This window comes from Halobellus sp. Atlit-38R (genome assembly GCF_003665925.1).
In the GTDB taxonomy this organism is placed as follows: domain Archaea; phylum Halobacteriota; class Halobacteria; order Halobacteriales; family Haloferacaceae; genus Haloquadratum; species Haloquadratum inordinatus.
Genome location: NZ_QXIJ01000003.1, coordinates 253,621 through 273,187, shown reverse-complemented (window position 1 = coordinate 273,187; position 19,567 = coordinate 253,621). Strand labels below are relative to the sequence as shown.

The following is a 19,567-nucleotide window of genomic DNA, read 5'->3' as shown; positions in this document are numbered from 1 at the left end:
TCAGCGGCGTCGTTCTAGCGGTCCGTCGACGTGCCGAGCCACTTGCTGCTGTCGGTGAGGTCCCGCAGCGAATCCAGGAAGCTCTTGGAGTCGTGTTCGGAGGGGCGCAGTCGGGCGCGAAGTCGCGAGGAGAGCAGTTCGATCGAGAGGACGAGAGCGAGCAGCGTCACTAGCCCCGCTCCGGCGCGGTAGGAGTTGAACAGATTCAGATTCTGCTGGATGTACTGCCCGAGCCCGCCGGCGCCGACGACGCCGAGCGAGATGGCGATCCGCGTGTTGATCTCCAGGATGTAGAGCGTCCACGCGACGAACGACGTCGACACCTGCGAGAGCATCCCGAAGTTGATCACCTGGAGGCGGGAGGCGCCGGTCGAGGAGACGGCCTCGATCGGCCCCTCTTCGATCTCTTCGAGTTCGTCCGTGAACAGCCGACCGAGGTTGCCGACGGTGTCGGTCGCGACCGCGAGCATCGCCGTCAGCGGCGAGAGCGGCACGAGCGCGGCGTAGATGAACACCCACACGAGCGCCGGGATCGCCCGGATCGTCGACATCACGCCGCGGAAGAGGAAGTTGAAGGGGAACGGCGTGACGCGCTCGGAGCCGAACACGCCGAAGAACAGGGCGAACGGGAATCCCAGAATCGTCCCGACGATGCCGATCGCGAGCGTCATCACGACTGCGGAGACGATGAGGCTGCTCCGGAGCGACCCGACAGTGTCGACGACCGTCATCGGCCGCGCGAGCGTCGCGAGAATCGCCCCGAGCCCCCCGATCTCGTTCTCCTGGGTGTAGAACGTCAGATCGACGAAGGTTGGCTGGGCGTACTTGACGAACTCCGCGAAGAAGAAGTCGAACTGCGCGAAGCGAACGATCTCCGGCACCGGGCGCGTTCCGAGGAACCCGGTCCCGAAGTAGACGACGAGCGCCGCGACCGCGACGCCGACGACGCCGAGTCCGCGCCGGATCGCGATCCGTCGCTCGATCCGAGTGAGGATCTGATCGATCGAGTCGGTGCTCACGTCTCGACACCTCCGGCTTCCACGTCAGCGTCGGCGTCGGCGCCTGCCGATTCGGTTCCGCTCGTCCCGCTCTCGGCTCTGTCGGCGAACGTCCCCTCGGTTTCGGCCCCGTAGTAGAGGTCGTCGACGACTTCCATCGACAGTTCCTCGCGGTCGCCGTCGAAGACCACCGACCCGTCGCGGATCCCGATGAATCGGTCGCCGAACTCGCGGGCGATATTCACCTGGTGGAGGCTCGCGAGCGTGGTGAGCTCGCGCTCGCTGGCGGCCTGTTTCATATAGCCCATCACGTCGCGGGCGGCCTTCGGGTCGAGGCTCGACACGGGCTCGTCGGCCAGCAGCAGCGACGGATTCTGGACGAGCGCGCGGGCGATGCCGACGCGCTGTTTCTGCCCGCCGGACATCGACCCAGCGCGCTGTTCGGCCTCCTGCAGGAGGCCGACGGTTTCGAGCGCGTCGAGGGCTTCGCGCTTGTCGTCGCGATCGTTGAGCGTGAGGATGCTCCGGAGGTCGTCAGTCCGGCCGAGCGCGCCGGTGAGCGCGTTGCGGTACGCCGACATCGACTCGATGAGATAGTGCATCTGAAACACCATCCCGACCTCGCTTCCGGAGTCGGAGACGGGACTGTCGCCGATCTCGACAGTGCCCTCTGTGGGCTCTGTGAGACCGTTGAGGATGCGCAGGAGCGTCGACTTTCCCGCGCCGGAGGGGCCGAGTACGACGACGAACTCCCCGGAGTCGATTTCTACGGAGACGTCGTCGAGGGCGACCGTGTCCTCGCCGTACGTTTTCGTGACGTTCTGTAGCGAGACGTGTGGCATATCTGGGTGTTCTCTGGTCGAAATAAATAATGCGGGCGGTGCGAGCTGTGTCGCTCGATCTTAGGAGTCGAGGAGTTCCGCGCTGATACCGAGTTCGTTGGCGACGTCGACCACCGGCTGGTAGGTCTCGTTGTCGGCCTCGCGGACGTCGCTGAACCAGAGGTCGTCGTCGGTTCCCTCTTCGCCGTCTTCGCCGAGATACAGCGAGTCCGACGCGTTGACGAAGGCGTCTTTGACGGCCGTCTGCTCCTCGTCGGAGAGTTCCGGACTGACGACGATCGGCGCCCGCGGGATGTCTTCTGTCATCTCCACGTAGCGGAAGCCGTCCTTCAGTTCGCGGTTGTCGTCGAGCGTGATGAACTGCCCGACGCCGGCCGCGGCGACCTGCCCGCGCTCCAGTGCGGCGAACGCCTCCGCGTGGCTGGAGAACTGCGGTGTGAAGTCGGCGCTGCCCGTGTCGGTGGGCAGGTCGCCGATGTCGAGGCCCGCTTGTTTGAGCATATACAGCGGGTACAGCGCGCCCGACGCCGACAGCCGGTCGGCGAAGGCGACGCGTTCGCCTTCGAGGTCGCTCAGGGACTGGATGTCGGAATCCTCCTGCGTCACGATGACGGACGCGTAGGTCCACGAGCCGTAGCCGTAGCGCTGGAGGATGATGTCGCAGCGATCGTTGGCGACACCGAGTGCGGCCGCGAACGGCCCGGTCTCGGCGATGTCGCCGGTTCCGCCGGCGAGGCTCTGGAGCACGGCGCTGTAGCCGGCGGCGTACTGGAGCGTCGCGGTGTCGACGGCGAGTTCGCTCTGGAGCATCTCCTGGATCGGCGCGTACTGCGCCTCCATCAGTTGCTGTGGCTCACTCGGCGACATATAGAACGTCGCGCGACCGTCGCCGTAGGAGACGGGCGTCTCGGTCCCCGTCGGCGTCGCGGTCGAGTCGCTCCCGTCTGTCTCTGCGGCCGTCTCCTCGTTCCCACCCGTGCTTCCGCTACATCCGGCGATGAGGCCAGCGACCCCGACGGCCCCCGCGGACTTGATGAAATCTCGTCGCTTCGACATACGAACACGCGTATACACCGAGATGAGGCGGATAAAGATTCTGATTCAATTATATATAGCACACGATAGTAAAACCAAACCCAGTCGACCCGATCTCGACGCGACAAACGTCAGGTCTATCGGGCCGGCGCTCCGCGTCGGCGCCGATCCGAGACGCTGGGGTGTCGGAAACGATTTGACCCGGCCCCGCGAAGCGAGCGTATGAGCGCTCAGACGGTAGCGGAAGTCGTCCTCGTCGATTACGGACTCGGCAACCTTCGGAGTGCACAGCGGGGGCTCGAACGCGCCGGCGCGTCGGTGTCGATCACCGACGACCCGGCCGACTTCGAGGCGGCCGACGGCATCGTCCTCCCGGGCGTCGGCGCGTTCAGCGAGGGGATGGAGAACGCCGGCCCGTTCCGCGAGCCACTCGCCGCGGCCGCCGAGCGCGGCCAGCCGATCTTCGGCATCTGTCTCGGGATGCAGATGCTCCTCACGACCAGCGAGGAGGCCGACCACGCCGGTCAGGGTCAGGTCGAGGGACTCGATTTCGTCCCCGGGACGAACGTCCGGTTCGAACAGGACCAGAAGGTGCCTCATATGGGCTGGAACGAACTGCACGTAGAGCGCGATCACCCGCTCGTCGAGGGCGTCGACGGGGAGTACGCGTACTTCGTACACTCCTATTACGCCGAACCGGACGACCCCGACGCCGTCGTCGCGACCACCGACTACGGCGTGACGTTCCCCGCCGTGATCGCGAACGAGGCGGGCAACGTCTTCGGCACGCAGTTCCACCCCGAGAAGTCCGGCGAGACCGGCCTGCAGATCCTCCGGAACTTCGTCGAGTACTGCGCCGAGCAGTAACCGTCGCTGTCCCATCCCAACGACCGCCGTACGCCGTCGACATCGTCCTCGCCGCCGTCACCTCACAGATCCCCGACGGGCTTTTAGGACCCCCCGCAGTAGACGGCGCTATGCAGGTAGTCACGCTGGGTCCCGAAGGAACGTACTCGCACCGCGCCGCTCGCGCCGTCGACGACGACGTCGTGTTCCGCGAGTCGGTCTCGGCCATCGTGGCCGCAGTCGACGCCGGCGAGTACGAGCGCGGCGTCGTCCCCATCGAAAACAGCATCGAGGGGAGCGTCACCGAGACGCTCGACGCTATCGCAGACGCCGATATCGCCGTCACCCAGGAGATCGTCACGCCGATCCGTCACGCGCTCCTCGCGCAGTCGCCGAACTTCGACACCGTTGCGTCCCACTCGCAGGCGCTCGCGCAGTGCCGCTCCTTCCTCGAACGCGAGTACCCCGACGTCGATCTGGAGCCAGTCACGAGCACCGCTCGTGGCGTCGAGTACGCCCGCGAAGACCCCGCCGTCGCCGGCATCGGCCACCCCGACAACGCCGGTGACGACCTCTCTGTCATCGCCGAGGACATCCAGGACCGCTCCTCGAATGCGACCCGCTTTTTCGTGATCGCCCCCGCCTCCGAGCGTGCCGACGGCGGTGGCAAGTCCACGATCGTGGTCTACCCCAACGCGAACTACCCCGGACTGCTCCTCGAACTCCTCGAAGCCTTCGCCGACCGCGACATCAACCTCTCGCGGATCGAGTCCCGCCCGAGCGGCAATCGACTCGGCGATTACCTCTTCCACATCGACTTCGAGGCCGGCCTCTACGAGGACCGCGCACAGGCCGCACTCGAAGACGTCGAAGCGATCGCCGAAAACGGCTGGGTCAAGCGCCTCGGATCGTACGACAAGCGACACGTTCTGTACTGACCGCTCTTTCACCCCTCCCACAGACCGCTTCGCGTGCGATCTGCGCTCACGCGTCCTGTCTCATTTATTATCTCTCCGGTTCATCTGTAGGACGGTGAATACACAATGATGAAGCGTTCCCCCAGTTTCGACGACTTCGAGTTTGACGACGTCTTCGCCCGAATGTCCCGACAGCTCGAAGAGATGAGCCGCCAGTTCGACGAGACCCGACGATTCGGGCGTGAGATGGCCGCTGATCTCCGCGAGGAGTCGGAGTCGTTCGTCGCGATCATCGACCTTCCAGGATTCGAGAGAGAGCACCTCGACCTCTCGGTGACCGACGAACTGCTGACAATCGAAGCCACTCGCGAAGAATCGACCGCGACGGACGATGAGCACTACGTCCAGCGCGAACGGCGCTCTGACTCGGTGCAGCGCTCGATCCGCCTGCCCGCCGCCGTCCGCGCCGAAGACGCGTCGGCGACGTACAACAACGGTGTTCTCACCGTGACGCTCCCCAAGCGGCACGTCGGGGACGAGGACGCACACCACATCGACGTGGAGTAGTTCGCGGATCGTTCTCGATCCGAACCGATTTTGCGAAATCGCGAAACCGAGTGAGCACTCGCGGCGTTCGGTCGCCTATCCGTCTATGGGCGACCTCCTGCCCATCCGTGTATGAGCGACCCCCGTTTCATATGGGCGAAACCCGTTTCAGTGCACGACCACAACCTCTCGGACGCTACCGAGTTCGTGATCCTTCGCGGAGCACCGACTCCCGAAACCCGTCTCCGACAGGCGAGAGGGCGGTAACCGCGTCCCGATCGGCGACGGAAGCAAGTGACAGACATATGGAAGACGATACGGACGATCGCTCCACGTCTACATCACCCTCCGGCCTGACCCGACGTCAGGTCCTCAAACTGTCGGGAAGCGGCGTTGCCGGGGCCGGAGCGGCCAAGGTCGGCTACGAGTACACCGGGTTCGGCCACCTCACCGGAACTAACCTCACCGAACAGCGCCTCGAACCGGTCGCCCGACGACGCCTCGCTCCGACTTCCTTCACGCTTCGACTGTCGGGCTCCCGGCTGGCGTTCGACGGGGAGACGGTCGAACTGCGCGACGAGACCGGAGCCCGGACGGCCACGGTTTCGGTCACCGACGCCGGGGAAGACCCCACCCGCCTCGCGGAACCGCTGCCGGGACTCGTGGCCGATCTCAGAGCCGTCGAGCGCGGTGATATCGCGTTCGAGTTTGTGGGCGTCGACGCGTTCTTCGACCGACTCGCGGAGGCCACGCCCCGTCCGCTCACCGTCGCTGCGCTTCGAGGCGGTCGGTACCGCCGACCGTCACCCGAGACGGTCCGACGGTTCGCCGGCGTCGGCCCCCGCGATCCGGCGGCACTCGTCGACGGGCTCGCGGAGGGGTTCGGCGAGCGGACGCACTTCGATTACGCTCGCTACGTGGCCGGAACCGCGCAGCGATACCTCCTCCTCGGGGCGATACCGCTCAAGCAGCACGTCCACGAGCCGACCCACCTCGACGCACTCCTCGACGGCTCCTCGGGTATGTACTGCTACGAGCACGCGCTTCGGTCGATCGAAGCCTTTCAGGCAGTGCCCCCGCATCAGCAGTCGATCCCTGTCCTCGGAGCGATCGTTCGCGACGATCGCCACGATCACGCATACACGGGGCTCGCGAGCGTCGTCCGCGGGGACGAAACCGTGCGTGTGCTGATGACCTTCCTCGACTATTTCTACTCGACGCTGTTCGACAACTTCCGTCTGGAGTGGGCCTTCGGCGACGGCATCGACGCCTACGACGGCCACCACCACGCGACGAGCATCCACTACCGGAATCCGTACCGTCGGAGCCCGTCGCACCGCTGACGCTGCGTCTCGTTCGCCGCGGATAATCGACGGCCCGGGAACGTCACGACCGCCACGGGCCCTCGCGGGCGACGTACAGCGTCTCGCCGCCGGCCAGCGACTCGGTGTCGCACGGAACCGTCGGTTCGTCGAACCCGAGGGTCGTAAAGAGAAAGTCGGCGCCGACGGCGCGGGCGACGTCCCAGGCCGGACGGTGGAGTTCCGGCGGGAGGTTCAGCCCGTAGAGGAGTTCGACCCGGTAGTGCTCGCCGGGCTCGTCGCGGTCGCTGGCGTCGACGACGTCGTCGCGGACGAACTCGACCGACTCCGGAACGTCGGCGTCGGTGATGTCTGTGGCAGTCACCGACACGCCGGCGTCCGCCAGCGCGGCGGCGACTTCCGGACGGCGACCGATTCCGATTTCGGTCGCCGACCCGTACGGCGAAAACCGGGCGACGAGAGCGGCGTTACGGGGCGTTTCCACGGCGGGATATTTATCAATCCACCCCGCTTAAGCCCTTCTATGCTCGTCGACATCGTGCCGATCGGGGACCTCTCCGCGCAAGTCAAGCGTGAGGCGTCGGCCGCGCTCCGAGGGGTCTACGACTGCGACGTCACGGTTCAGGAGGAACAGTCGATTCCCGACGGCGCGTTCGACCGCAGCCGGAACCAGTACCGCGCCGAGCAGTTCATCGAACTGGCGAGTCGGGTCGGGACGGGCGAGAAGAACATCGGGATCACCTCACAGGACCTCTACTACCGGCGGCGGAACTACGTCTTCGGGCTCGCGTACCTGAACGGCAACGGCTCGGTGATTTCGACACACCGACTCCAAACTTCTTCTGACGGTGGCATCACCTCCAAACCCCAATCGGAGGTCTTCGCCGACCGCGTCCGCAAGGAAGTCGTCCACGAAATCGGGCACACGCTCGGTCTCGAACACTGCGACAACAGCAAGTGCGTGATGTCGTTTTCCCCGACGGTTCGCGAGGTCGACGTCAAAGAGGAGAACCTCTGTGGCACCTGCAGTCAACTGCTGTACTGACCGTCCGCGAGCCCCCGTTTCGCCACCGCTCTTCTCTTCGTCACTCGTTTCGTGACCGTCCGACCGGCTGCAGTACTGCAAACTACTAAACGGGCTCCGAACGTACTGCTAGCGACGATGCAGTACCTTGTCGCCGTCGATGGCTCCGAGTCGAGTACCGAAGCGCTCGAATACGCGATCGATCTCGCGACGCGCGCGGACGCGTCGCTGCTCGTCGCGTACGCCGTCGAACCGCGCGTCCTCGTCGAAGAAAACGACGAGGAAGCGCCGACGAACGCCGAGGTCGGCCAGCGAATCTACACCGAAGACCTGGAAGTCGCCGAGGAGCGTGGCGAGGAGGTCCTCGACGACGCTCGCGAACGTGCCGAGCGGGCCGGCGTCGCCGTCGAGACGACGCTGGTCTACGGCGATCCGGTCGACAGTATCGACGAGTCCGCCACCGAGGAGGGTGTCGACGGGATCATCGTCGGCCACCGCGGCCTCTCCGACCGCGTCGAGGGGATGGTCGGCAGCGTCGCGAAAGGGCTCGTCGAGCACGCTGCCGTCCCAGTGACGGTCGTGAAGGGCTACGAGGCGTAACGCCCGGCGAGACCGTCGATGCTCGAACTGGAAGGCACGGAGGGCGGCGGCCAACTCGTCCGTACGGCGCTGACGCTCTCGGTCCTCGACGGGCGCCCGTTTCGGATGGTGGACGTCCGCGGCAACCGGCCGAATCCCGGACTGAAGCGGCAGCACCTCGCCTGCGTGGACCTGCTCGCGGACGTCGCCGACGCCGACGTCTCGGGTGCGGAAGTCGGCTCGGAGACGCTGACGTTCGAGCCCGGCAACGGTGACAGCGACGGCCCGCTCGCGGCTCCCGGAGCCGAGGGGGCCGCCGAGCCACGCGAGTTCGCCGTCGACGTCGGCACCGCCGGCAGCGTCACGCTCGTCGCCGACACGCTCCTCCCGCTCGCGGCCTCTCTCGATCACCCGATCCAGGCCACACTCGTCGGCGGCACCGACGTCAAGTGGTCGCCGCCGGCCGACTACCTCAGACACGTCAAACTCCCGCTCCTCCGCGAGTGCGGCCTCGACGCCAGCGTGACGGTGAACCGACGCGGCTTCTATCCCGCCGGCGGCGGGGAACTCGTCGTCGGGATCCGCCCGTCTGCGCTGTCCGAAATTGTGCTTCCAGCGCGGCGCGGTGGGGCCGACGCGCCGGAACCGTCTGGCGATATGCCGGAATCGACTCGTACTGCGCCGGAGTCGACGCCCGACCGCTACTCGGTTCGTGCGGTCGCATCCGAGGCCCTCGAAGACGCGGAGGTCGCTGACCGGATGGCCGAGACGGCCGTTTCGGAACTGGAGACGTTGGGAATCGGCGGTGACGCGGCCTCGGGAAGCACTGTGAGCGCGAACGCGAGGTACGTCGAGTCGCACTCGCCGGGGGCCGTGACCACCATCGCCGCCGAGTTCGGTGCAGAGACGGGCAGCGGGAGCGAGGTCTCCTCAGAGGACCGGACACCGCTCCGCCCGCGAGCGGGGTTCGGCGCGTACGGCGATCGCGGCGTCCCCTCCGAGGAAGTCGCACAGGCGGCCGTCGAGAAGGTCGCGGCGTGGCGAGAGACCGACGCGCCAGTCGACCCGCACCTCGGCGACCAGCTCGTGGTGTGGCTCGCGCTCGCCGGCGGGAGCGTGCGGATTCCGCGCGTCACCGATCACGTCGAGACGAACGTCGCCCTCGTCGAAGCCTTCAGCTACGACGTTTCGATTCGGGAGGCGGCGGGCGGCTCGGAAGCGACGGTGTCGGCGTCGCCGCCGGATAACTGATTCGAGACCGTCTCAGGGCGCGTAGTAGTACTCGCCCTGCTTCTTCTGCTTGCTGTCGAGCTGGGATCCCGGCTTGTTGATGCGGGGGCGCTGGGTCCGCTCGTCGCGGCGGAACGTGATGTCGAGATCCGAGAGGAAGTCGTTCATCCCCTCGCGCATCTCCTGGGGCGTGGCGGCGTGGCCGTACTCGGAGGGCTCGCCGTCGAAGACCATCAGGCGGTCCGCCAGCAGGTCGATCATGTAGATGTCGTGGTCGATGACGAGCACCGTCTCGTCGTGGTTCTCGGCGTAGCGACGGATGGCGGTCGTCGCCTGCACGCGCTGTTCGACGTCCAGGTGGGCGGACGGCTCGTCCATCACGTACAGGTCGGCGTCCTCGGAGAGACACGCCGCGATGGCGACGCGCTGGCGCTCCCCGCCCGAGAGGTCGTCGAGGTTGCGCTCCATAATCCGGTTCAGTTGGAGCGGGTTCGCGACCTCCGTGTTCCAATAGGAGGTCCCGAAGTCGTCGGTGATCGACGAGAGGAACGCGTCGACGCGCATCGGCTGGTCGATCTCGATGTACTGCGGCTTATAGGAGATGTCGAGCCGGAAGTCGAGGTCGCCCTCGTCGGGTTCGAGCGCGCCCGTGAACAGTTTCGCGAGCGTGGACTTCCCGATCCCGTTGGGACCGACGACGCCCAGCACCTCGGACTCGTAGATCGTTCCCGAGTCGACTTCCAGCGAGAACTCGCCCTCGCCGTAAGACTTCGAGAGCGCCGGGTACTCGACCAGCGGCGTCGACTTCGAGGTCTGCCGTGGGGCGTGTTCGTGGAACTCGATCTCGCCGGGGCGGATCCGCATATTCTCGTTCGAGAGATACCCCGTGAGGTACTCGTTGATGCCGTTGCGGACCGATTTCGGATCCGTGATGACACCGAAGGCCCCGGGCTCACCGTAGGCGACGTGTAGCGAGTCCGCGAGCAGGTCCAAGATCGCGAGGTCGTGTTCGACCACGAGCACCGCGCGGTCCTCCTCGTCGGCGAGTTCGCGGATGAGGCGCGCCGCGGTGACGCGCTGGCCGATGTCCAGATACGGAGAGACCTCGTCGAGGAAGTAGAAGTCGCGGTCGCGAGCGAGCGTCGCCGCGAGTGCGACTCGCTGGAGTTCCCCGCCGGAGAGGGTGTCGAGCGGCTGGTCGACGACCGGACGGATGCCCAGCCGGTCGATGTAATCGTCGAGCGCGCCGCGCTCGTCGGTCGACTCCAGCAGTTCGATCGTCGTGCCGTCGAACTGCTTCGGGAGTTGATCGACGTACTGCGGCTTGCGCGCGATGGTGACGTCGCCGTCCTGCACGCGCTCGATGTAGGTCTGCAGTTCGGTGCCGCGGAAGCGGTCGAGGACGGTCTCCCAACTCGGCTCCTCGTCGTAGGTGCCCAGATTGGGGACCATCTCGCCGGCGAGCGCGCGGACGGCGGTCGTCTTCCCGATCCCGTTGGGACCGAGAATGCCCGTTACGGTCCCCGATTCGGGCACCGGGAGGCCGTAGAGCGCGAAGGCGTTCTCGCCGTAGCGGTGGACGGGGTCCTGTTCGAGTTCAGTCGGGAGATTGATGATCTCGATGGCGTCGAAGGGACACTTCTCGACGCAGATGCCGCAGGTCTCGCCGAGACAGACCTCCTCGGAGATCCGGATCTGGTCGGGGTCGCCGTCGTACGGTTCGTCTTCCTCGTAGTACTCACCGCGCGTGACGATGCACTCCTTGCCGGTGCGGTTCGGTGGGCAGTAGTTCGCACACTCGTAACTGCAGCGGTCGGGTTGGCACCGATCGAGGTCGACGACCGCGATACTGTCGTCCGCCATTGTTTACAGTGCGACGCTCTCTGTCAGTAGCACGCCGAACGTGATGAACCACAGCGTGAACGTCATGAACGCCACGTAGAGGTAGTCTTTGACGCCGAACTCGGAGATGTCGACGCCGACGACGCGCAGGATCGGAAACTGCGCGAGGACGAGCGCTCCCACGATGAGGAGCGACTGCTGGCTCGCCGCGGCGGCGACGTCGGTCCCGACGAACCTGGCGGACGCCAGCGCGGCGGCGACGCCGGCGATGCAGGCGAGCGTGGTGACCGTGACTCCCCGAAGGTGATCGGAAAGTCCGCTCTGCGTTTCCGTAGCCATACCTACGCCTCCGACACCCGGCATCAAAAGCCGTTCGTTCCCGTAACGCGCAGGCGTCTGTCCTCCACGGCGCCGCGAAGTCGCTGTCGGCGGGCGCACTCCCGAGCGCCGTCCGAGTGTGACCGATTCGAAGTGGTTAAGAGCGCCACGACGGTAGGCTCGACAACTCGCTGGCCGAACGGGACGCCAGCGGGCACCCGAGAGATCGGGACGAAATGTGGGTCGGCGTCGAACGCCGCCCGAATCGAAAGCGCCCGTGGTGAAACCAATGGCACGAAGCTTCTACTCTCACATCAAGGAAGCGTGGAAACAGCCCGGCGACGGCAAGCTCGCCGAGCTGCAGTGGCAGCGAAAGCAGGAGTGGCGCGACCAGGGCGCCATCGTCCGCGTCGACCGACCGACGCGCCTCGACAAGGCCCGCGAACTCGGCTACAAGGCCAAGCAGGGCATCGTCGTCGCGCGCGTCTCCGTCCGCAAGGGCGGCGCTCGCAAGCAGCGCTTCACGGCCGGTCGCCGCAGTAAGCGCCAGGGCGTCAACCGGATCGGTCGCCGCAAGAGCATCCAGCGTATCGCCGAAGAGCGCGCCGCGCGGAAGTACCCGAACCTCCGCACGCTCGCGTCCTACTGGGTCGGCGAAGACGGCTCCCAGAAGTGGCACGAAGTGATCCTCGTCGATCCCGAGCACCCCGCGATCGAGAACGACGACGACCTCAACTGGATCTGCAGCGACGACCACAAGGGCCGCGCCTTCCGCGGTCTGACGAACGCCGGCCGCGACAACCGCGGTCTCCAGAACCGTGGCAAGGGCACCGAACACACGCGCCCGAGCATCTCCTCGGACCGACGCCGCGGCAAGTAACCGCGCGGTCCACCGCTGGCGTACTCGTCGGCTCCGCGGACGCGCCGACGCGACACGCACAATCCCGAATTTTTCACGCCGCACTGCCCGCCGAGCAGCGCGTTCTAACCGTCCAACTACGGCAGTTGTCAAACGGGTAGTATCGCTCTTTAGCTCGCTGCACGTCAATGAGAACCACCCACACATTTTTTACTCCCCATTCGCGTCCACGAGAGTATGGACGCTGAATGCCCGAAGTGCCGATCCACCGACATCGAATCAGAAGAGGGCGGTCTGAACGTGTGTCAGAACTGCGGGCTCCGCTGGCAGGCCTCGGAAGCCAGCTAACGCCGCACTGAACCGTACGTTCTCGCGGCCGACACGACAAACAGCGGAGCTTTTCCATTTCGTCCGGCCGGGAAGCGACGGTCGATCGAGAACGACGGCCGAACTCAGAACGGCGCGTCAGACGGCCCCGGTCCTTCTTCGGTCCGGGTAGGCGACACTGCGCCGCCTTCGGAATCACCGCGGCCGTCGGCGATGGGGCCGTCCCAGCCCTCGAAGCCACCGTCGAGACTGGCGACGTCGGCGTCGAGATGTTGATCGAGGAGCATCGCCACCCGTTGAGAGCTCTTACCGTGGTAACAGGCGACGACGACCGCGTCGGCCTGCGCCCACTCGGCGTCGAGCGTCGCCGTCGAGAGCTGGTGGGGCTGGACGTTCACTGCGCCCTCGATGTGGCCGGCGGCGTACGACGACGGATCTCTGATGTCGACGACCGAGAGGGCGTCGTCGTCTGCCTCGTCGAGCCGTTCTTGCAGTTCCGTAGGCGTCGTCGTGGCTACCATACTTTCCCCTCGGCCGCGTCGTGGAAACGCGCTTCGGTCCGACCCGACGAGGCGTGGCGGTTCATCCTGTCGAACAGAACGATGTGAAAATCAGCGGCACACAGGGTGCCGACATCATTCACGAACTGCTGTCCGACAGTATCAGGACCGCGGGTCGCGATCGGGCCCCGGATACTCGCCCCCGACGACCTCCTGATACAGGCTTTCGGCGTCGAACAGCGTCGCGAACGCCCGCGGGTGGCGGGCACTCACCGATATCCGGCTTCCGAGCGTCGCGCCAGCCTGCGCCGAGAGCAAGCGATCGTCGTAGGAGAGCAGGTGCATCGCCCCGCCGCGGTAGGCCGTCGCGAGCGCCGGATGGTCCCCGGCGGGCTGACTGACGAGTTCGCACCACTCTGTGACGCGCTCGCGCCAATCGGCTGCGAGATCGGCCTCGGCGAGGTCGGCGACGACGGCCTCGGCGTCGTCCAAGAGCGGCTCGCTCGCGAGGAGCGTGATCCAGGCGTGTTCGCGGAGTGGATCTAACGCGCGGCGGGCGTCACCCCCGACGAGGAGGTCCGCCGCGAGGACGTCGGCGTCGGCGACGACACGAGCGGGACTCGACTCGTCTGGTGGGGTGACCGCGTTCCCGCCGCTGTTTGCCGTCGCATCGGTCTCTTCGCTAGTTGACGGATCCCCTCCCGTTCCGCCGGGATCGCCGGCCGAATCGGTTTCGCGGAGTCCCGCGAGCGTCTCTCGGATGTCGTCCTCGTCGACGTCGTATCTCGCCGCTCGCTCGAAGAGCGCGCTCCACGGCTGCATACCTACGCGTGTGCCGTCGCGAACAAGAAGTCTGCCGGTTCGGTGGGTCGAGTAGCGGCTCGTAAGGCCGGAAAAATCAGTCCCGAGTTAGACGAGTAGCTGGATGTCGGCGTCGGCCATATCCTGAATGGCCGTCGCCGCGCCGACGCCGGTCGTGACGCCGTCGTAGAAGTTGTCCTCGTCGTAGTCCATCAGCTCGATCGTCATCTGGCAGGCCTGGAACTCCACGCCCATATCCAGCGACGTCTCGATGAGTTCCTCGATGGTCGCGGTGTCGTTGTCGTTGATCCGCTTTTCCATCATCGAGGTGGTCACGCGGTCCATACCGGGGAGCGCACCGACCATATTCGGGACCGGCATATTGGGGTTGCCGACGGAGCTGAGCTTGAGGTTCTTCGAGCGCTCCTTGTGGAGGATGTCGAGCCCCCAGAACGTGTGGAAGACGGTCACGTCGTAGCCGAAGGCCGCCGCCGTGCTGGCGAGGATGAGCGGCGGGTACGCCATATCGAGCGTACCCTTCGTCGCGACGATGGACATCTTCTTGCTGTTCTGGCCGGCTGCGACGTCGGAGAGCTCTTCTTCGAGCTCTTCGACGCGCGCTGCGAGTTCGGCGCGCGAGGGGATTTCTTCGGCTGCGTCGCCGTTCGGTCCGTCTTCAGTCGTGGTGTCTGATGTATCCGTGCTCATTATTAGAAGGTAAACACCTGGTCTGCGTCGTCGACCGCTTCGAGGAAGGTCGCCGCGCCCGCGAACTTGGTGGTGACAGAGTCGTCGATGTTCTCTTGGTCCCACGCGAGCATATCGAGCGTCGACGTACAGGCGACCGTCGTGACCTGCTCGCCGCCGTCGGCGACGAAGGCGTCGAGGAGGTCGTAGGGGTCCGGCATTCCCTCGTCGAGGAGGGGCTCGATTTCCGAGACGTCCTTCTCGCCCTCGAGAAGGTGTGTCAGGCCGTCGAAGGTGAAGTAGACGAGAACCTCCATATCGGACGCGAGGGCCGTGTGTCCGAGGTTCATCGCCATCGCGAGGCTCTTCGGACTGTCGCTGTCGACGATGATTCCGATCTTGTCCATCGTGCTTACTCCGTCTTGCGGACGTAGTGTTTGTAGACGTCGTCGCCCTCGACCTGGTCGAGCATCTCGACGCCGTCGGTGCCGTCCGCCCAGCCGTCGAGGTCGCTCATACTGCCGGGATCGGTCGCGAGTACTTCGAGGACCTCACCTTCTGCGAGGTCGTCGATGGCAGACTTCGTCTGCACGACAGGCATTGGGCACGATGCACCTTTCACGTCCAGCGTCTCCGCGATATCGAATTCAACACTCATTGGGTATCCGCTCCGTGATTCGTATTGGAGCTACCGCACAATATCGGTCCGGTGATTAAAAGATTACCGATTCTTGCAAACGTCAGGAACAACTAAGTGTGTGAAGATCAAATGCGCGCGTTCGAGCGGACGTTCACGATATCGTCATTGAGCTATTCGAGCACTTTACACAGCGAATTCCCCCGGCAACACTCCGGCATCGACACGTCTTCTCGGAACGTGTATTGTGCACCAGTTGAACTACTATGCAAATATTTTTGTGTCGCCACCCAGTAAGAGCGACTGTACGATATGAACGCCGACGACCTTCCCACCCCCGACGCAGAGGCTGACGCCGTCTCCCCGACCGACCTGAAAGCACAGATCGACGCCGGCGACGACGTCACCATCCTCGACGTCCGTATGCAGTCCGACTACGACGAATGGCACATCGACGACGACAACGTCACCTCCATCAACCTCCCCTACTTCCAGTTCCTCGACGACGACATCGACGACGATGTCCTCGAGCAGATCCCCGACGACGACGAACTCGTCGTCCTCTGTGCCAAAGGCGGCTCCAGCGAGTTCGTCGCTGGCACTCTCGTCGACCTCGGCTACGACGCCCTCACCCTCGAAGACGGCATGAACGGCTGGGCGAAGATCTACGACCGCGTCGAAGTCTCCGACTACGACGGCGCGGGCACCCTCTACCAGTACCAGCGCCCCTCCTCGGGCTGTCTGGGCTACCTCCTCGTCGACGGCGACGAAGCCGCCATCGTCGACCCCCTGCGGGCCTTTACCGACCGCTACCTCGACGACGCCGACGAGATCGGCGTCGACCTGCAGTACGCCCTGGACACCCACATCCACGCGGACCACATCTCGGGCGTCCGCAACCTCGACGACGAAGGCGTCGAGGGCGTCATCCCCGCCGCCGCCGTCGACCGTGGTGTTACCTACGCGGACGAACTCACGACGGCCGAAGACGGCGACACGTTCCAGGTTGGCGACGCCGAGATCGAGACGGTCTACACGCCCGGACACACGACCGGAATGACGTCGTACCTCCTGGATGAGAGCCTGCTGGCGACGGGTGACGGCCTGTTCATCGAGAGCGTTGCGCGCCCGGACCTCGAAGAGGGCGACGACGGCGCCCCGGACGCGGCACGGATGCTCTACGAATCGCTGCAGGAGCGCGTGCTGACGTTGCCAGACGAGACGCTCATCGGCGGGGCGCACTTCAGCGACGCCGCAGTTCCGGCCGACGACGGCACGTACACGGCACCGATCGGCGACCTGAAAGAGCGGATGGACGCGCTGTCGATGGACGAAGACGCGTTCGTCGAGCTCATCCTGGCGGATATGCCGCCGCGGCCCGCGAACTACGAGGACATCATCGCGACGAACCTCGGGCAGAACGTGGCCGACGACGAGGAAGCCTTCTCGCTGGAACTCGGCCCCAACAACTGCGCCGCCAGCCAGGAATCGCTCGCTGACGACTGAGACAGACGACCCTAAATCAATACGACTCTAAAATATACGAAATGGTAACAGATCCACTTCCACTACAGATGGCCGCCGAGCTGTTCCCGAACGGGATCAGCCGCTACGCCGTCGGGGGATTCCTCGTCGGCCTCGGCGTGGTCGTCATCTACATCGGCACCGGCATCCCGGCCGGCGCGAGTACGTTCCTCGAGTCGACGCTGTCGTACTTCTCGGGCCAATCGCGGTTCCAGCAGTACGTCTCCTCGCGGAACTGGCGCGTCGTCTTCACGCTGGGCATCATCCTCGGCGCACTGGCATTCGCCGCGACAGTCCAGTCCGGGCTCATTTCGACATCGCTCTACGAGCCCGGATCGACCGGGACACTGTACGAATTCGCCGGCATCACGCTCTGGACGACGTCGGTGCAGCCGTGGCGGCTGTTCGTCGGCGGGATCTTCGTCGGGATCGGGACCCGAATCGGTAAGGGCTGTACGTCGGGCCACGGCGTCTGTGGCGTCGGCTCGGCGTCGAAGACGTCACTCGCCGGCGTGGGAACGTTCCTCCTCGTCGCCATCATAACGGCGCAGGTCGTCGCTGCGCTGGGGGTGAGTCCATGAGCGACCGACATCCGCTGTTCATCCCGCTGATTCTCGTCGGCGGGTTGATCTTCGGCTTCGGGCTCGGGTTCAGTCATATGGCGCGGCCGGAAGTCGTGCTGAACTTCCTCCAGTTCGACGACCTCGGACTGCCGTTCGTGATGTTCGGCGCGGCGATCGTCTCCGGGATCGCATTCTGGGCGCTGCCCCGGATCCGCGACAGCGCGCCGCTCACCGGGAGTCGATACGAACGCCGGCTGAAGCCGTTCGACAAGAACGTCTTGATCGGCGGCGCGGTCTTCGGCGTCGGCTGGGGACTGTCCGGCATCTGCCCGGGCGCGGCCTACGCCAGCCTCGGCGTCGGTAACGTCACGATCCTCTGGGCGCTCGCCGGGATGTTCGTCGGCGCGTACATCCAGGGCTACGCGCGCAGCTAAGACGCGCTTTTCTTCCGCGTTCACGTCGGTTTCGGCCCCGACGTCGCGTCGAAACTGTCGTTCTACGATCCGAGATCCAGCGGAGCGAGTACGACGACTCTGTCGCCGCATTCGGGCGTCAGACGCCACAAGTCTGCCTGCCGTCTGACGCGGTTTTAAGTGTGGTACGAAAGAGCACACGGTTGGGCGCGCACTGACGGCCAAATCAGTTCCCATCCTCCCACCGCGCGCCCAACACGCGGACGTTGCACCCCGGTACACGGCGTCGTCGTCCCCCGCGACGACGCATACAGTTCTCGATTCCGAGTGTCGACTACGCAGTCGCGCTGTCCGGTCCGAGCAGCGCCGATTTCATCCGTTCGAGGCCGTCCTCCTCGACTACGAGCGCCAACTGGTCACCGGGCTCGATGACCGTCCCCGGGAGCGGAATCGTCATCGGCTCCCGGTCGCGGCCGTGTGCGTAGACGCGACCGAAGTCGTCGAGGTCGACGTCGTTGACTTTCTGTCCGACCACCGGCGCGTCCTCGGGAATCGTCACCGTCGTCAGACGCAACTGCTCGGTCAGTTCGCCGATGGCGTTGAAGCTCCCGCCGAGCAGGGCCGTCTTCGCGCCGGCCGCACCGAGGCGTTCCGGGTAGATGACCTCGTCGACGTCTTCGGCGTACCGCTCGTAGATCTCCTCTCTGTAGTCCTCGCTGATCCGCATCGCGACCCGGCAGCCGAACTGCTTGCCGATCATACAGGCGGCGAAGTTCGTGTTCGGGTCGCCGGTGAGACCGCCGAGCGCGACTGCGTTCTCGACGCCGGCGCGCTTCAACACCGACTCGTTGCTGCCGTCGCCCTCGACGACCTCGAATCCGGCCTCGCGGGCCCGGTCGACCTTGTCGGGGTCGTTCTCGACGACCACGACCGGGTGGCCCTCCTCGTGGAGAATCCGGGCCGTCCGCGCGCCCACTCGTCCGTACCCAACGATAATGAACGTCATATGACAACGTAACACACTCGGAGTACAAAAGCGTAGACCCAGTCACACCGCGAGGCGCTCCCGGAGCTGTTCGGTCAGTTCGGTGAGGCGTTCGGTTCCGAACAGCGCGACGAGGATCGCGCCGACAGTATCGAAGACGAGATCGAGGATCGTATCTTCGAGTCCGTACTGGACGAGGACAGCCTCGATCCCGAGCGTCGCTGCGGCCTGTCGTGCCGCGAACTCCAGCACTTCCCAGAACACGCCGAGTGCGAGCGTGAACAGCAGCAGGAACAACGAGAGAAACCGCGGCGGGAACGAGACCTCCTCGGAGTGGAGGTCGATCGCCCGCGTCGCGGCGTAGCCCACGGCCGCGACGAGCATCGCCGAGAGCGTATGCGTCAGGTGGTCGTACCACCAGACCTCCTCGTAGAGACCGACCATTCCCAGCGTGTGCAACGACACGGCGAGCGTCACGACGAACGTCAGTTCCGGGGAGAGGCGAACGTCCCAGTCGCGCTCTAACAGCGCCGGGAGGTACGTGACCGCCAGTGCGACGACGGCGTTGATGATGACGCTGAGGTTCCGCGTCGCGATGCCGTATCCGAGGATGATGGCGACGCTCATCCGCATTCCGCTGGCTGCCTGTCTCGCCGCCTCCGAACGGGGTGGCAGCCACATACCCTTCCTAGACGGTCCGTAGTAAAAAGCCCGGCAGGTATTCTGACCTGCCTGTACCAACAGATATGGTATCGAGATACACGCAACGGTC

Annotated in this window: 24 protein-coding genes; 11 read left to right on the top strand and 13 right to left on the bottom strand. The window is 65.4% G+C overall.

The features are described 5' to 3' along the window. Positions 1–14 precede the first annotated feature (14 nt). From D3D02_RS05985 to D3D02_RS05975, 3 genes are read right to left on the bottom strand one after another with little or no spacing between them, the layout of a single operon-like run. Entirely contained in the window at positions 15–1,019 is a 1,005-nt protein-coding gene (locus D3D02_RS05985; protein ID WP_121569066.1) for an ABC transporter permease, read from the bottom strand. Then, on the bottom strand, positions 1,016–1,840 hold the full coding sequence (locus D3D02_RS05980; protein ID WP_121569065.1) for a phosphonate ABC transporter ATP-binding protein: 825 nt from the start codon (positions 1,838–1,840) through the stop codon (positions 1,016–1,018). Before D3D02_RS05980 ends, D3D02_RS05985 begins: the two co-directional genes overlap by 4 nt. Before the next feature lie 60 nt (positions 1,841–1,900). After that, positions 1,901–2,896 carry a PhnD/SsuA/transferrin family substrate-binding protein gene (locus tag D3D02_RS05975; protein ID WP_121569064.1) on the bottom strand — a complete coding sequence of 332 codons (996 nt, stop codon included), beginning with the start codon at positions 2,894–2,896 and terminating at the stop codon, positions 1,901–1,903. A 201-nt stretch (positions 2,897–3,097) separates the two neighbouring features. On the opposite strand from D3D02_RS05975, the gene hisH reads away from it, so the two are divergent. The 4 genes from hisH (at position 3,098) to D3D02_RS05955 (ending at position 6,527) form a co-directional block, all read left to right on the top strand. Continuing rightward, positions 3,098–3,742, top strand: coding sequence for an imidazole glycerol phosphate synthase subunit HisH (hisH, locus tag D3D02_RS05970; protein ID WP_121569063.1), 645 nt, complete (start codon positions 3,098–3,100; stop codon positions 3,740–3,742). A 110-nt stretch (positions 3,743–3,852) separates the two neighbouring features. After that, entirely contained in the window at positions 3,853–4,659 is an 807-nt protein-coding gene (pheA, locus tag D3D02_RS05965; protein ID WP_121569062.1) for a prephenate dehydratase, read from the top strand. A gap of 105 nt (positions 4,660–4,764) precedes the next feature. Further along, a complete protein-coding gene (locus D3D02_RS05960; protein ID WP_121569061.1) occupies positions 4,765–5,205 on the top strand; it encodes an Hsp20/alpha crystallin family protein in 441 nt (146 codons plus the stop codon). Positions 5,206–5,489: 284 nt separating this feature from the next. Next, entirely contained in the window at positions 5,490–6,527 is a 1,038-nt protein-coding gene (locus tag D3D02_RS05955) for a hypothetical protein (protein ID WP_121569060.1), read from the top strand. Positions 6,528–6,570: 43 nt separating this feature from the next. Here D3D02_RS05955 and D3D02_RS05950 read toward each other — a convergent pair whose 3' ends face one another. Then, positions 6,571–6,990: a UPF0146 family protein gene (locus D3D02_RS05950; protein WP_121569059.1), complete on the bottom strand. Its 420-nt coding sequence runs from the start codon at positions 6,988–6,990 to the stop codon at positions 6,571–6,573. A 39-nt stretch (positions 6,991–7,029) separates the two neighbouring features. On the opposite strand from D3D02_RS05950, the gene D3D02_RS05945 reads away from it, so the two are divergent. The 3 genes from D3D02_RS05945 (at position 7,030) to D3D02_RS05935 (ending at position 9,360) form a co-directional block, all read left to right on the top strand. After that, positions 7,030–7,551, top strand: coding sequence for an archaemetzincin family Zn-dependent metalloprotease (locus D3D02_RS05945; protein WP_121569058.1), 522 nt, complete (start codon positions 7,030–7,032; stop codon positions 7,549–7,551). Between the two features lie 117 nt (positions 7,552–7,668). After that, positions 7,669–8,130 (top strand): universal stress protein, encoded by a 462-nt coding sequence (locus tag D3D02_RS05940; RefSeq protein ID WP_121569057.1) that lies wholly within the window; start codon positions 7,669–7,671, stop codon positions 8,128–8,130. 18 nt (positions 8,131–8,148) lie between these two features. Beyond that, positions 8,149–9,360, top strand: a complete 1,212-nt coding sequence (locus tag D3D02_RS05935) for an RNA 3'-terminal phosphate cyclase (protein ID WP_121569056.1) — start codon at positions 8,149–8,151, stop codon at positions 9,358–9,360. 12 nt (positions 9,361–9,372) lie between these two features. On the opposite strand, the gene D3D02_RS05930 is transcribed toward D3D02_RS05935, so the two are convergent. After that, on the bottom strand, positions 9,373–11,202 hold the full coding sequence (locus D3D02_RS05930) for a ribosome biogenesis/translation initiation ATPase RLI (RefSeq protein WP_121569055.1): 1,830 nt from the start codon (positions 11,200–11,202) through the stop codon (positions 9,373–9,375). A gap of 3 nt (positions 11,203–11,205) precedes the next feature. Continuing rightward, complete coding sequence (locus D3D02_RS05925; RefSeq protein ID WP_121569054.1) at positions 11,206–11,520, bottom strand: hypothetical protein; 315 nt, start codon at positions 11,518–11,520, stop codon at positions 11,206–11,208. 268 nt (positions 11,521–11,788) lie between these two features. Here D3D02_RS05925 and D3D02_RS05920 point away from each other — a divergent pair, with 268 nt between their 5' ends. Then, complete coding sequence (locus D3D02_RS05920; protein ID WP_121569053.1) at positions 11,789–12,379, top strand: 50S ribosomal protein L15e; 591 nt, start codon at positions 11,789–11,791, stop codon at positions 12,377–12,379. A 431-nt stretch (positions 12,380–12,810) separates the two neighbouring features. On the opposite strand, the gene D3D02_RS05915 is transcribed toward D3D02_RS05920, so the two are convergent. From D3D02_RS05915 to D3D02_RS05895, 5 genes are all read right to left on the bottom strand, one after another. Then, positions 12,811–13,206: a rhodanese-like domain-containing protein gene (locus tag D3D02_RS05915; protein ID WP_121569052.1), complete on the bottom strand. Its 396-nt coding sequence runs from the start codon at positions 13,204–13,206 to the stop codon at positions 12,811–12,813. 141 nt (positions 13,207–13,347) lie between these two features. Next, complete coding sequence (locus D3D02_RS05910; RefSeq protein ID WP_121569051.1) at positions 13,348–14,007, bottom strand: hypothetical protein; 660 nt, start codon at positions 14,005–14,007, stop codon at positions 13,348–13,350. A gap of 87 nt (positions 14,008–14,094) precedes the next feature. Further along, complete coding sequence (locus tag D3D02_RS05905; RefSeq protein WP_121569050.1) at positions 14,095–14,694, bottom strand: DsrE/DsrF/DrsH-like family protein; 600 nt, start codon at positions 14,692–14,694, stop codon at positions 14,095–14,097. 2 nt (positions 14,695–14,696) lie between these two features. Next, a complete protein-coding gene (locus tag D3D02_RS05900) occupies positions 14,697–15,080 on the bottom strand; it encodes a DsrE family protein (RefSeq protein ID WP_121569049.1) in 384 nt (127 codons plus the stop codon). A gap of 5 nt (positions 15,081–15,085) precedes the next feature. Beyond that, complete coding sequence (locus D3D02_RS05895) at positions 15,086–15,331, bottom strand: sulfurtransferase TusA family protein (RefSeq protein WP_121569048.1); 246 nt, start codon at positions 15,329–15,331, stop codon at positions 15,086–15,088. A 291-nt stretch (positions 15,332–15,622) separates the two neighbouring features. Here D3D02_RS05895 and D3D02_RS05890 point away from each other — a divergent pair, with 291 nt between their 5' ends. Genes D3D02_RS05890 through D3D02_RS05880 form a run of 3 tightly spaced genes read left to right on the top strand, consistent with a single transcriptional unit; the run spans position 15,623 to position 17,831 of the window. After that, positions 15,623–16,816 (top strand): MBL fold metallo-hydrolase, encoded by a 1,194-nt coding sequence (locus D3D02_RS05890; RefSeq protein ID WP_121569047.1) that lies wholly within the window; start codon positions 15,623–15,625, stop codon positions 16,814–16,816. A 41-nt stretch (positions 16,817–16,857) separates the two neighbouring features. Continuing rightward, entirely contained in the window at positions 16,858–17,415 is a 558-nt protein-coding gene (locus D3D02_RS05885; protein WP_121569046.1) for a YeeE/YedE family protein, read from the top strand. Then, positions 17,412–17,831 (top strand): YeeE/YedE family protein, encoded by a 420-nt coding sequence (locus D3D02_RS05880; RefSeq protein ID WP_121569045.1) that lies wholly within the window; start codon positions 17,412–17,414, stop codon positions 17,829–17,831. The genes D3D02_RS05885 and D3D02_RS05880 overlap by 4 nt, the downstream gene beginning before the upstream one ends. Before the next feature lie 313 nt (positions 17,832–18,144). Here D3D02_RS05880 and D3D02_RS05875 read toward each other — a convergent pair whose 3' ends face one another. Beyond that, positions 18,145–18,816 carry a TrkA family potassium uptake protein gene (locus tag D3D02_RS05875; RefSeq protein WP_121569044.1) on the bottom strand — a complete coding sequence of 224 codons (672 nt, stop codon included), beginning with the start codon at positions 18,814–18,816 and terminating at the stop codon, positions 18,145–18,147. A 42-nt stretch (positions 18,817–18,858) separates the two neighbouring features. Then, the gene (locus D3D02_RS05870; protein ID WP_233560590.1) at positions 18,859–19,476 is read right to left on the bottom strand and encodes a hypothetical protein; all 618 of its coding nucleotides are present in this window, start codon (positions 19,474–19,476) and stop codon (positions 18,859–18,861) included. Positions 19,477–19,567: the final 91 nt, after the last annotated feature.